Source organism: Leuconostoc litchii (assembly GCF_008107645.1).
Lineage (GTDB): Bacteria > Bacillota > Bacilli > Lactobacillales > Lactobacillaceae > Leuconostoc > Leuconostoc litchii.
In genome coordinates, this window is sequence record NZ_SDGY01000001.1 from 701,235 (window position 1) to 714,801 (window position 13,567).

At 37.8% G+C, this 13,567-nt stretch carries 13 protein-coding genes; all 13 read right to left on the bottom strand.

Annotated features, from left to right (window positions below; genetic code table 11):
* Positions 1 to 82 precede the first annotated feature (82 nt).
* Positions 83 to 1,609 carry a bifunctional phosphoribosylaminoimidazolecarboxamide formyltransferase/IMP cyclohydrolase gene (gene purH, locus ESZ47_RS03485; protein ID WP_148604784.1) on the bottom strand — a complete coding sequence of 509 codons (1,527 nt, stop codon included), beginning with the start codon at positions 1,607 to 1,609 and terminating at the stop codon, positions 83 to 85.
* The gene (purN, locus tag ESZ47_RS03490) at positions 1,606 to 2,196 is read right to left on the bottom strand and encodes a phosphoribosylglycinamide formyltransferase (RefSeq protein WP_148604786.1); all 591 of its coding nucleotides are present in this window, start codon (positions 2,194 to 2,196) and stop codon (positions 1,606 to 1,608) included. Before purN ends, purH begins: the two co-directional genes overlap by 4 nt.
* Complete coding sequence (gene purM / locus ESZ47_RS03495) at positions 2,190 to 3,227, bottom strand: phosphoribosylformylglycinamidine cyclo-ligase (protein WP_148604788.1); 1,038 nt, start codon at positions 3,225 to 3,227, stop codon at positions 2,190 to 2,192. Before purM ends, purN begins: the two co-directional genes overlap by 7 nt.
* Positions 3,224 to 4,834, bottom strand: coding sequence for an amidophosphoribosyltransferase (gene purF / locus ESZ47_RS03500; RefSeq protein ID WP_148604790.1), 1,611 nt, complete (start codon positions 4,832 to 4,834; stop codon positions 3,224 to 3,226). The genes purM and purF overlap by 4 nt, the downstream gene beginning before the upstream one ends.
* On the bottom strand, positions 4,813 to 7,029 hold the full coding sequence (gene purL, locus ESZ47_RS03505) for a phosphoribosylformylglycinamidine synthase subunit PurL (protein ID WP_148604792.1): 2,217 nt from the start codon (positions 7,027 to 7,029) through the stop codon (positions 4,813 to 4,815). Before purL ends, purF begins: the two co-directional genes overlap by 22 nt.
* Before the next feature lie 4 nt (positions 7,030 to 7,033).
* Positions 7,034 to 7,702, bottom strand: coding sequence for a phosphoribosylformylglycinamidine synthase subunit PurQ (gene purQ, locus ESZ47_RS03510; protein ID WP_148604794.1), 669 nt, complete (start codon positions 7,700 to 7,702; stop codon positions 7,034 to 7,036).
* The gene (gene purS, locus ESZ47_RS03515) at positions 7,699 to 7,968 is read right to left on the bottom strand and encodes a phosphoribosylformylglycinamidine synthase subunit PurS (RefSeq protein WP_148604796.1); all 270 of its coding nucleotides are present in this window, start codon (positions 7,966 to 7,968) and stop codon (positions 7,699 to 7,701) included. Before purS ends, purQ begins: the two co-directional genes overlap by 4 nt.
* 1 nt (position 7,969) lies before the next feature.
* Positions 7,970 to 8,719 (bottom strand): phosphoribosylaminoimidazolesuccinocarboxamide synthase, encoded by a 750-nt coding sequence (locus tag ESZ47_RS03520; RefSeq protein ID WP_148604797.1) that lies wholly within the window; start codon positions 8,717 to 8,719, stop codon positions 7,970 to 7,972.
* Positions 8,703 to 9,812 (bottom strand): 5-(carboxyamino)imidazole ribonucleotide synthase, encoded by a 1,110-nt coding sequence (gene purK / locus ESZ47_RS03525; RefSeq protein ID WP_148604799.1) that lies wholly within the window; start codon positions 9,810 to 9,812, stop codon positions 8,703 to 8,705. The genes ESZ47_RS03520 and purK overlap by 17 nt, the downstream gene beginning before the upstream one ends.
* Positions 9,809 to 10,294, bottom strand: coding sequence for a 5-(carboxyamino)imidazole ribonucleotide mutase (gene purE, locus ESZ47_RS03530; RefSeq protein ID WP_148604801.1), 486 nt, complete (start codon positions 10,292 to 10,294; stop codon positions 9,809 to 9,811). The genes purK and purE overlap by 4 nt, the downstream gene beginning before the upstream one ends.
* A 267-nt stretch (positions 10,295 to 10,561) precedes the next feature.
* Entirely contained in the window at positions 10,562 to 11,908 is a 1,347-nt protein-coding gene (gene glnA, locus ESZ47_RS03535; protein ID WP_148604802.1) for a type I glutamate--ammonia ligase, read from the bottom strand.
* A 12-nt stretch (positions 11,909 to 11,920) separates the two neighbouring features.
* Entirely contained in the window at positions 11,921 to 12,259 is a 339-nt protein-coding gene (locus tag ESZ47_RS03540; protein ID WP_146957964.1) for a MerR family transcriptional regulator, read from the bottom strand.
* A gap of 79 nt (positions 12,260 to 12,338) precedes the next feature.
* Complete coding sequence (locus ESZ47_RS03545; protein ID WP_148604804.1) at positions 12,339 to 13,565, bottom strand: ATP-binding protein; 1,227 nt, start codon at positions 13,563 to 13,565, stop codon at positions 12,339 to 12,341.
* Between the last annotated feature and the right edge of the window lie 2 nt (positions 13,566 to 13,567).

The window sequence follows — 13,567 nt, forward strand, 5'->3', positions numbered from 1 at the left end:
GTTCGTATAAATAAGTATACCTAAAAAAATACCGTGATTCAACTAAAAAAGCGCTATTTAGAGCGCTTTTTTGGACAGTATTTTAATGTTTAAAGTGTCGTGTACCACTGAAGATTAAGACAACGCCTAATTCATCAGCCTTGGCAATTGAATCCTTGTCTTTTATAGATCCGCCAGGTTCAACAATCGCTTTAATACCATGTTCCGCTGCATACTGGACAGAATCATCCATTGGGAAAAATGCATCTGAAGCTAATACAGCTTCATCAAATCCTGGTTTTTTTTCTGCCTTTTGGATTGAGTAAACAACTGAATCAATACGATTAGGCTGCCCTGCACCTATACCCAACGTTTGACCATTACGAGCGACAACAATAGCATTTGACTTCACATGTTTCACTACTTTTTGAGCAAAAATCATTGCCTGTAACTGTTCTTTGGTAGGCTGTGCTTTTGAAACCACGGTAAAATTATCTTCAGACTCGCCAACCAAATCACGTTCTTGTACAACCACCCCACCTAATACAGAAGTGACTTCTAATTTTTGTGAAATATTTGTTGTAAATGGTAATGTTAGCAAACGAAGATTTTTCTTAGCTGCTAAGATTTCATATGCTTCCGCTGTAAAACTTGGCGCAATAATAATCTCAAGGAAAATAGCATGCATCTTTTCTGCAGTTACCGCGTCAACTTCGCGGTTTAAAGCCACAATACCACCAAAAATTGAAATATCATCAGCAGCAAAAGCTTGATCCCAAGCAGATTCCAAAGTTTCTCCCTGCCCTATTCCAGCTGGGTTCATGTGCTTAACTGTAACAACTGTAGTTTCTTCATATTCAGCAATTATTCTAAGTGCCGCATCAGCATCACGAATATTATTATACGACAATTGCTTACCATGCAAAATATCAGCATTCAAAACCGAATAGGTTTCTGGCAAGGCTGTCTTATAAGCAGCAGCTGGTTGATGTGGGTTTTCACCGTAACGCATATCATCAAATTTTTCGTAAGGTAATGTTAGATTTTCAGGAAATGATGTTTCCGTCAAATAATTAGCAATCAAAGCATCGTAGCTGGCGGTATGTTGAAATACTTTTGCGGCTAATGACTTACGATATTCACGATTAACTTCACCGGATTTTAGCTTATTGACAACAGCATCATAATCTTTTGGATCTACAATTGGCAAAACTGATGCAAAATTTTTAGCAGCAGAACGTAACATTGATGGACCGCCAATATCAATGTTTTCAATGGCTTCTGCTTCTGTAACACCCTCTTTTTGAATAGTTGATTTGAAAGGATACAAGTTCACAACTACCATATCAATTGGTGTGATATCAAATTCTGCTAATTTAGCCATATGCTCTGGTAAATCACGACGAGCAAGTAAGCCCGCATGAACACGTGGATGCAACGTTTTTACACGGCCATCCAACATTTCTGGAAAGTCGGTTACTTCATCAATTGAAATAACATCTAACCCAGCATCTGCCAATACCCTGTGTGTACCACCAGTGGAGACTAATTCATAGCCTAATTCAACCAAATTTTTGGCAAATGGGACTAAACCACTTTTATCAGAAACGCTAAGTAATGCTCGTGTCATTTTAAAAATACTCCTTCATCTATTAACTTTGCAAGTGTGTTAGGATACAGTACGTGTTCAATATTATGAATGCGTGTTTCTAGTAAATCAAGTGTGTCATCATCATAAATCGGTACAGCTTCTTGAGCAATTATCTCACCAGTATCAATGCCATTATCCACAAAATGAACGGTTACACCGGTTTCTGAAACATCGGCTTCAAAGGCATCTAAGATGCTGTGTCGTCCCGGAAATTTAGGTAACATGGCCGGATGGAGGTTGATAATCTTCCCCGAATAGGCATCGATTAACTTTGGCGTCAAAATACGCATATAACCAGCCAATAAAATACCATCAACTTGATCTGTTTTAAGTTGATTAATAATGACCTGTTCCGCTTCGGTCTTCTTTTCATAGTTCGAATATTTAATTGCTGTAGCAGGAATACCGAATATTTTAGCTAAATTCAAAGCCCCAGCAGTTGATTTATCGACTATCAGGCGTACTATCTCAGCATTAAGACCTCGTTGTAAAATGGCATCATTCAATGCTTGAAAGTTAGTCCCCGTTCCAGAGGCAAAAACTGCTAATCTAATTTTCCTCACCATGGCTGATTACCTGTAAAAACAACTCTTTCACTCTGAGCAGGCGTTATTTTGCCAAGTAAGTAAGCTGTTTGATTTTGTTGAGTCAGTAATGTCATTGCATCTGCTAGTTGCTGTGGTTTTACAATCAAAATCATTCCAAGTCCATTATTAAAAGTCAATAGCATATCTTCCAATGACAGTTTTCCCTTAGTCTGCAACTCATTAAAAATTGGTAAAATAGGCCATGAGCCCCAGCTTATTTCTGCAGAAACATTTTCTGGTAACGCTCTAGGTAAGTTTTCAACAATTCCACCACCAGTAATATGTGCCATTGACTGTACTAGATTAGCTTCAACAAGTGGCCAAACAGATTTAGCATATAAGGCTGTTGGCGTCAGGAGTGTTTCTTTTGTTTCAGATGATAATTGCTTAAAATCATTGTCCGAATGAATATCAAAAACCTGACGTACTAGTGAATAACCATTTGAGTGAATACCAGAAGATGGTAATCCAATTAAAATATCCCCTTCAGAAACATTTTGTGATGACAATAACTGCTGACGTTCTGCAACACCAACAGCAAAAGCCGCTAAATCATAATGCTTTTCTGCGTACAACCCTGGTAGTTCCGCACTTTCACCACCAATCAAAGACATATTTGATGCTTTGGCAGCTTTGGCAATACCAGTGACAATTTCAGCAACAACTTCTGGCCTCATCTTGTCCACAGCTAAATAATCAAGCAAGAAAGCTGGCTTTGCACCCTGAGCTAAAATATCATTAGCCACCATTGCTACTAAGTCTTGCCCTATCGTGTTATGCTTATCCGCAGCGATAGCCAACAGTAACTTTGTTCCCACGCCATCAGCACCTGAAATCAGAACAGGATCGGTATATCCTTTTCCCAAAGCAAATGCAGCGCCAAAACCACCAATACCATCAAGTACTTGGTCATTATAGGTATCTGCAACTGCATCCTTCATTAAATCAACAGCACGTTCTCCTGCCTTGATATCAACACCAGCTTTTTGATACGCATTTTTCTCACTCATATTTCCACCCCTTGGATTGTTTGTGAATCTAAATGGATAGTACCATCTGACAAGAGTTCTTGGTGTCGTAGTGAAGCCACTTGACGAGGGTGGTAAGTAGTAGTCGGTTCAGGAACAAAATCCACTTCCCTAGCACGAATAAATTTATCTAGGCTTGGCTTATAGTCATAAATTGGACTTGGATAATGGCCATCAAAGTAAGCAGTCGTTAGCCCAGTTCCTTCCCCATCATACGGTAAGTCTATTGCCTTAACTAGCGCGCCAACTGACAAAAATCCAAGTGAATCAGCCTCAATCATTTTAGTCATTTCAAGCAATGAATGATTTGCGCCCATCAGTTCTTCTGTTGTTTGCATATCAATACCATAAAATGACGGAAATTTAAATATTGGACTAGCTATCCGAACATGAACAGATTTAGCACCGGCTTCTTTTAACATACGTACAATAAACATCGATGTCGTACCACGGACAATTGAATCATCAATCAATACAACATTTTTACCAACAACGACATCTCGAACAGCACTTAATTTCATGCGAACAGCACGCTCTCTTTTATCCTGTGTCGGCTCTATAAATGTTCGCGCAATATATTGATTTTTGACTAATCCCATCTCATTGGGTAACCCACTGGCCTCAGCAAACCCAGCGGCTGCACTCAAACTAGAGTTCGGAATGCCAACAACAATATCTGCTTCCGGAACCGGCTGTTCTGCTGCTAAAGCTGCCCCCATCCGCTTACGTGCCTTGTGTACATTCACACCATAAATCATTGAATCAGGGCGAGCAAAATAGATATATTCCATCGAGTCAATATTTAAAGTGGTTTTATCAGTATATGTATCGATGGTTAATCCATTGTCGTCGATTGCGATTAGTTCACCAGGTTGTACATCGCGTACGAACTTGGCACCAACAACTTCAATAGCAGCTGTTTCAGATGTAACAATGTAGTGACCATCTGGCATTTGACCAATCACAAAAGGTCGAAATGCATGTGGATCCAATGCAGCAAACATCCCATGTGGCGTCAACAGTAAGAACGCAAACCCACCATGCACAATATTTAAAGCCTCTTTTAGTTTATCAATAAATTTATCAGCTTTAGACCGGCGAATTAAATGCAATAAAATTTCAGAATCAGAAGATGATTGAAAAATAGCCCCTTCTTCTTCTAAATCTTCACGTAATGTAAGTGCATTTGTCAAATTACCATTGTGCGCTAATGAAATTTGCATGTCATGAAAATTCACCATCAAAGGTTGGATGTTTTCTAACCCATTAGATCCAGCTGTGGCATAACGCACATGACCAATAGCACTTTCCCCAGCTAAGGCCTCAATACGAGATGTGTCACGAAAAACATCGCTGAGTAGACCTAGGCCTCGCTCTTGCCACAAACGACCATTATTGTTAGCAACAATACCCGCTCCCTCTTGACCACGATGTTGTAATGAATGTAGTCCATAGTATGTTAATTGCGCCGCATCGGATCGACCCCAGACACCAAAAATGCCACATTCTTCATTTAAACTACGCACATTAAGACGTGATGTTTCATTTTTTTGTTCGTTCATCATCGTTACTCCGCGTTTAGTTTCCATGCGATACTCTCCTGATAGATATTCTTCGTTTCACCGAGTGACAATTGAATATCGCTTGTTGTCGTTGTAATATTAATGGCATCATCTGTTGTAACCGTACCTAATTTTGTTGCTCGGTCACCGGCTATTAATTCAAATGTTGTCCTATTTTCAGGCGACACACTGACTACAAAACGACTTGGTGTTTCCGAAAATAGATACTTATCGGCTAAGTCTACCGTGATATCAAAACTAAGATTCCCAGCAAAGGCGCTTTCAAGAAGACCAACGACTAATCCACCTTCAGATAAATCATGCGCACTATTAAGCAAACGTCGATCGGTAGCGTCTAGAATGAACTGTTGCGCTGCTAACTCGTCCTCATCATTAAAATCAAATAATTGTCCGTCAATACGCCCTGTTTGCATTTTTTGAATTTCTGAACCGTTAAAGCTATCTTTCGTTCGTCCTACAAGATAAATGTTATCGCCTGCTTTTTGAAATGCCGTTCGTGTTGCTTTTGTGATATCTTCAAGCAAACCAACCATGCCAATCATTGGTGTGGGGTAAATTGCTTGCCCATCTGTTTCGTTGTAAAGGGACACGTTTCCAGAAATAATTGGTGTGTTAAGCTTTTTGGCAACATCATTAATCCCTGAAACAGCTTGATCCAATTCATAATAAACTTCTGGATTATCAGGTGAACCAAAGTTCAAGCCATCTGTAATGCCAATTGGTTTTGCCCCTGTAGATACAATGTTTCTAGCCGCTTCAGCAACTGCCATTTTGGCACCCAGACGTGGGTTAAGATACAAATAACGAGCATTGACATCTGTTGTCATCGCTAATGCCTTTTGCGTATCACGAATACGAATCAACGCCGCATCTCCACCAGGCTTAATAGCCGTATCAGCACGTACTTGAGAATCAAAGTGGCGGAACAACGCTGATTTAGAAGCAATTGTAGGTTGTGCAAGTAATGTTAATATCGTTTCTTTGACATTACCCATGTCTGGCTCAAATTGTTCATCTGTAAAGTTCGCCAATCTGGCCGGTTCAATCATTGGTAGGTCTTGCTTTGGTGCATGAGTTAAGAAATCAACAGGCACATCTGCAACGACTTCATTTTTAAAGTTTAATCGATAACGACCATCATCGGTAACTTGACCAATGATTACAGCATCTAGATCAGCTGATTGGAACAAGTCAATAATAGCTTGTTCTTCGCCTTTCTTAACAACTAGCACCATACGCTCTTGTGATTCTGACAACATGAGTTCATATGGCGTCATTCCTGTTTCACGTTGAGGAACCATATCCAAATTGAGGTTAATTCCCATCCCTGCTTTGGCGGCCATTTCAGAACTTGAAGAAAGTAAGCCAGCAGCTCCCATATCTTGAATACCGACAATAATATCAGAATGTTCACGAATTGCTTGGAGGGTTGCATCCATCACTAATTTCTCTAAAAATGGATCGCCAACTTGAACAGCCGAACGATCAGACGCTTCTGAACTAGAGAACTCTGCAGAAGCAAAGGAAGCACCATTAATACCATCACGACCTGTTTTGGCCCCAACATAAATAATTGAATTTCCAATACCTTTTGCTTGACCAACTTGCATAGCATTTTGATCCATTAGGCCAACAGCCATGACATTTACTAATGGATTCCCTGCATAAACTGAATCAAAGCTAATTTCACCACCTACTGTAGGAATACCAATCGCATTCCCATAACCTGCAATACCTGCAATTACGCCATCAACGATATGCTTTGTATGAGCATTATCTAATTCGCCAAAACGTAGTGAATCTAGCACAGCAACAGGTTGTGCTCCCATTGAAAAAATATCACGTAAGATACCACCAACACCAGTTGCCGCTCCCTCATACGGTTCAACAAACGAAGGATGATTATGGCTTTCTGCCTTAAATACAACTGCCTGGTTGTCACCAATATCTAAAATCCCCGCACCTTCACCTGGTCCCTGTAATACTCGTTCGTTAGTTGACCAGAATTTACGTAAAATTGGCTTTGATTTCTTATAAGAAACGTGTTCTGACCACATTCCTGAAAAAATACCCGTCTCAGTAAAATTAGGTAGACGCTTTAGTTCCTTAACAATCAAATCATATTCTTGGTCGGTAAGTCCCCATTCTAGATAAATTTTAGTGTCTCGTACTTCTTCTGGTGATAATTCATTCGTTGTCATTATATTAGGCTCCTGCGAGAATGCCGCTCAAAATACTTTTGAAAAAGTTCTTACCATCTTCGTTACCAGTTACTGCATCAACTGCGCGCTCTGGGTGCGGCATCATACCGAAAACATTGCCATTTTCATTCATAATCCCTGCTATATCATGAACTGAACCATTAGGATTGTTTACATAACGGAAAACTACTCGATTATTATTTTCAATCTTTGCTAATGTTTCTTCATCTGCGTAGTAGTTACCTTCTGCATGTGCTACAGGAATATGAATTATTTCTTCAGTACCATATGCATTCGTGTAAGCTGTATTTGGATTAGCAATTGACAATGCAACATCATCGCAGATAAATCCAGGTGTTCTATTAGTGAGCAATTGCCCTGGTAGCAACCCAGCTTCTGTCAAAATCTGAAAGCCATTACATATACCGACAATCAACTTGCCATTATTAGCAGCCTGAGTTACAGCACTCATAATCGGTGAAAAACGCGCAACAGCACCTGTACGTAAGTAATCTCCATATGAAAATCCACCAGGTAAAAATATTGCATCATATTCAGTTAGATCATTATGTTTGGCAGAAACAATTTGTGCATCAACACCAAAACCTTTTAAAGCGTATAACATGTCAAAGTCACAATTCGATCCTGGAAAACTAATCACTGCAGCTTTCATAATACTACCTCATCTTCATCTACTAATGATAAATCATAACGATATGTTTCTGTATTTTGGTTAATTAGTAGTGCATCTGTCAAACTTTCAACCTCTGACGTGGCAGCATCAACATCAATGGCATTCAGTTTAATTTCAAAATATTTCCCCTGGGAAACTTTTTCAATTCCACTGTAATCCATACGCTTCAAAGCAGCTTTGATAACTTCCCCCTGAGGATCAAGTATTGATGGCTTATAAGTGACATATATTTTTGCTAAGTACATTTTATTTCTCCAAATTTTCTAAACGTGATAACACATCACGATAACCAATTGTGACATCACCTGAATGCTGACGAAACACATCTTTATCTAATGACTTGCCTGTTTTTTGGTCGACTAAACGCATATTATCTGGCGACAACTCATCTGCTAATATCAATTCTCCTAAAGCATTCTTACCAAACTCTAATTTGAAATCAATTAAATTAATTTTTATTTCATCAAACAAACTTTTAAGTAACTGATTAACCTTTTGAGCATAATTACGTAACTTTTCTAATTCTATCTCTGTTGCATAACCAAGCGCTAAAATCTGCGAATCATTCATAAACGGATCATCTAGTGCATCTGATTTGTAATAAAATTCTTGAACTATTGGATTTAATTTTTGCATTGATGTTGCATCAAATTTACTAACAAAATGACCTGACGCATAATTTCTTGTTACAACTTCAATTGGTATAATATCAAGTGCTAAATCAAGCTCATCTGTCTCCGAGATTGCCGTAAGATAATGATTTTCTATTCCGTGACGCGTTAAATATTGAAATAAAATATGCGAAATAGCACTATTTAAGCGCCCCTTTTCTGGTATATCTTCATGAACTTTGCCATTTAGCGCTGTTGCTTGATCCATATAATGAACCCATAAAATCTCAGAATTATTGGTCAAATAAACTTGCTTTGCTTTACCTTGATATTTCAAATCACCACGTGTCACTACTTGATTATCATATTCAACTGTGCTGCTCATGTAAATCACTCCATTCTTTAAGTTTATAGATGTTATCTGTTCCTATAACTGTAATATGCCCCATTTTCCGATTATATTTAATCTCTGATTTGCCGTAATCATGAAAATGCCATTCTGGATGATGAATTAAATCTTCTCTAGCTTGTATCAATTCATCGCCTAACAAATTTAGCATCATTGTTGGTTCTGCTAATGTAATTTTTGGTATTGGTAACCCTACCACACTCCTAACATGTCCCTCAAATTGAGACATGTTAGTTGCTTCAATACTATAGTGTCCAGAATTATGTGGTCGTGGTGCTAATTCATTGACCCATACTTCTTCACCAGCTACAAATAATTCAATGCCAAGTACGCCACGAAGTGATAATGAATCAGCAATCCGTTCGGCAATTTGCTCAATCTTATTTTTAAGCTTTAGTGAAATATTTGCTGGAACAGTTGTTGTTTTTAAGATGTGATTTTCATGAACATTCTCAGCTATTGGCCATGTCACGATGTCTCCATTTTGAGAACGAGCAACCATAACACTAACTTCTTTCTTAAAAGGAACAATCTGTTCTAGTATTAATTTTGTATTAGGAAAATTTTTTTCTAAGATTAAAATATCTTCCTTTGTTTTAAGTAACCACTGTCCATGACCATCATAACCACCGCTAACTGTTTTGAGAATTGCTGGTAGTGTAACTTTTTGTAAGTCTTTAGATACATTTACTTCTATAAATTTTGTTACTGGTACTTTAGCAACATCACGAATAAATTTTTTTTCAGTCACGCGATTGCTAGTAATTCTTAATAAGTCAGTTCCCTGAGGTAAACTGGTATCTACCTGATCCTTCAAGGCATCACGATCTACATTTTCAAATTCGTAGGTTAATACATCGCTATTTTTTGCTAAGTTACGTAACGCTTCACGATCATTATATTCAGCAATAATTTGAAAATCTGATACCTGACCCGCTGGAGAGTTTTTGGTTGGATCTAATACACCAACGCGATACCCCATTGCTTTAGCAGACAGAGCCATCATCTGCCCCAATTGACCACCACCAATAATACCGATTGTTGCTGGTGGTAAGATTACTTTTGTCATACTAAGTCTTCCTCACTTTCAATCGAAGCTTGTGTTTGACGAGCACGAAACTCTGTTAATGCAGCATGTACATGGCTATCATTTAAACTAATAATTTGTGCCGCTAATATTCCTGCATTTTTTGAACCAGCATCACCTATTGCAACAGTTGCAACTGGAACACCTGCAGGCATTTGTACAATAGAAAGCAATGAATCTAAACCATTCAATGCATGGGTCTGCATCGGTACACCAATAACAGGAACCGTGGTATTAGCTGCCAGCATTCCTGGTAAATGTGCCGCGCCACCCGCACCAGCAATAATTACTTGAAGACCATTTTTCCGAGCATTTTCGCCAAATACTTGTAACTCTTTTGGCATACGGTGCGCTGAAATGACATGCTTTTCATAATTCACACCCAATATATCTAAAATCTCTGTCGTTTTTTTCATACTAGACCAATCACTGGTTGATCCCATGACAACTGCAACTTGAGGCATATCTTCTCCATTGTGTACGTTTTAGTTAATTACAATCATATCGTTCGTTTACAATTACAATTTAACAGATTTATTCGCGTTTGTGTTCGTTTTAAAATAAGAAAATTCACAATAAAGAAAAAATCGTTCGTATAAAACGAACGATTTTTAGGTTATTCTTTTTTTATCCGAACGTTAACAATGTATGCGTTTACATAAAATTAAAATCTGAACATTCGTCTAAAGTTTCAGCAATAAAAAAAGAAGCATTTCTGCTTCCAAGAAAAATTAATACTTTTCCAAATATGAATCTGTTTCCCATTGTGAAACGTATTGACGATACGATGTATATTCGATTTTTTTCGCCTCAATAAATTTATCGGCTATATGCTCACCGATAGCAGCACGAACAACGTCATCAGCTGCCAACTCACGAACTGCTGCTAACAATGTATCTGGCAAATCTGTAATACCAGCACGTTCGCGTTCAATTTCATCCATCAAGTAAATGTTTTTATCAACTGAAGCTAATGGTTCCAATTCACGCTTGATTCCATCTAGCCCTGAAGCAAGAATTGCTGCAAGTGATGTGTAAGGGTTCGCCGTTGGATCAACGGAACGCAATTCCAAACGTGTTGATTGTCCACGAGAAGCTGGAACACGTACCATTGGTGAACGATTTGAAGCTGACCAAGCGACATAAACTGGTGCTTCAAATCCAGGAGTCAAACGCTTATAAGAGTTTACCGTTGGATTTGCCAAAGCTGTGAAAGCTGTAGCATGTTCCAAAACACCACCTAAGAAATTATAAGCAGCTTTTGAAAGTCCCATTTCATCAGAAACATCCTCAAATGCATTACCTTCTTTAGTAAACAAAGACATGTTTGTGTGCATACCTGAACCGTTAATACCAGCAACTGGTTTTGGCATAAATGTTGCAAAGTAACCATTTTTACGAGCAATTGTCTTAACGACAAGCTTAAATGTCTGGATGTTATCTGCTGCTTCTAATGCTGAAGCATACTTGAAGTCAACTTCGTGTTGACCTTCAGCAACTTCGTGGTGTGCAGCTTCAATTTCGAATCCCATCTTTTCCAATGTCAAGACAATCTCACGACGAACATTTTCACCCATATCCAAAGGTGCTAGGTCAAAGTAACCGCCTTTATCGTTTAATTCAGTCGTTGGGTTGCCGTTTTCATCAAGTTTAAATAAGAAAAACTCAGGTTCAGTCCCAACATTAAATGAAGTAAATCCAGCTTCACGTGCTTCTGTCAACACCGTACGTAACGCATGACGAGGATCACCAGCAAATGGTTCACGATCAGACGTATAAATGTCAGCAATTAAACGTGCAACCTTACCACCATGTCCATCAGTTGCCCATGGGAAAATCATGAATGTTGACAAATCTGGATATAAATACATATCTGATTCATTAATACGTACAAATCCTTCAATAGATGAGCCATCAAACATTAGATTATTATCCAAAACTTTATCTAATTGCGATGTAGGCACTTCAACATTTTTAATAGCTCCTAAAACATCTGTGAATGTGACACGGATGAATTCTACATTTTCATCTGCCACGATTTGCTTAATTTCTTCTTTGGTAAAAGTCTTGCGAGCCATGATTTCCCTTTCTTAATGAGCCCCGAATCGTCCAAGTTGGGCGAATTCTTTTTGTAGTGAACGGCGTAGTGCTGCTTCTGAATCCTGTTTTTCTTGCGCTTTACGGCGTTGCTTAGCGAAAATTTCTTGAATGTCTTTGATAGAATCACCCGCATCCAAGAAATCACGAATTTCAAGTAATCGGTCAACATCATTTAACGAAAAACGACGCTGACCACCCTTACCACGACCTGGTGTAATTAGCTTTTGTTGCTCATAGTATCTAATTTGCCTATCAGTCAACAACGTGAGTTCGCGTACTGTACCAATTGGTAAAATTGATAAATTACGTCTCAATTCGCGTTCGCTCATCACAACACCTCCGCTTAAGATACTTTTATTCTAAACGAAAAGGAAAAGCTATGCAAATTATATGTCAGGTTTTCTAACATCATAAGTCAAATGATACGTTTGATGTATCATGATTAATTTCACTAAATACGCTCTTTATTCTTTTCAATGACTTTTTCTGATTGGTTTTTAAATAAGCTTCACCAACAGATAAAGTAGCGATTAAACCGGCAATATCTTCATTAATCATTAAACGCTGTATTTCTTGCTTCGTATTTATTCGGTGTATAATTAAACTTCCAAACTGCCCAATAAGCTCAACAGGCACATCCATTGGGCTCTGTGTGCTCAAAATTAAATCTAATCCTAATTTTCGACCCTCGCGCACAATGGAAAAAATCCCCTGATTTTCGTTTGTAATATCCGTTAAATATCGATGTGCCTCATCAATCAAAACGACCACTGGAAACTCCTGCGGATAATTTTCACGAATTGACATCATTAAATTAGTTAATATATCTATAATGAGTTTATTTAGTTGTTTATTATGACTAAATAGCGATAAATCAACCACTAGACTTTGTTTAGAAGCTCGACGTGTAATAAATAGGCGTAATAAATATCTAATATCATAATGCACAATTTTAGAATTATTTGAACGGGTTAGTAATGATTGTACTTGTTCATTTTGTAATGTTTGCTTTAAATCATTAAGATTAGACCAAACTTGGGCGATAGTTGCATTATCATATACTTGACCTAATAATGTAAAATCAGCCCGCTCGTCAGCATATGGCAAAATAAATTCTTCTTGCAGTTGATTAGCAAGTAAATTTAAATCAAAATATTTATCACTTAATTTTAACTGTGACAAAAAACGATCATGCTCACTTTGTTGTCTATTTATTTTCCGATAGACTCCTGATTGTCCGATAATATTATGTTGAATTTGTAAACTTTTAATCGCTGTTGGTAACTTATCTAGCAAATATTTATTTGTAATATTCAAAAACTGTGCGATTTGTAAATCTGATAAATTCGAAATATCGAAGAAAGCATCATCCCCTAATACTACACGATGCACTTCTGGTATAGATTGATATTCACCAGTTGGATCTAAAACTATCACATTTTGTTGACCCTTTTTGAGCCTCTCTATAATAGTTAATGCTGTGGAAGACTTTCCGCTGCCAGTAACTCCAGTAATTAAAAGATGTTGTGATAATAACTCATCGGCTGACACTGATAAATATTTTTTTTCATCTATATCTAAAAATTGATTTTCAAATGTCAATTTAGAATTTGTTATTTTCTGTTTATTAACCATGA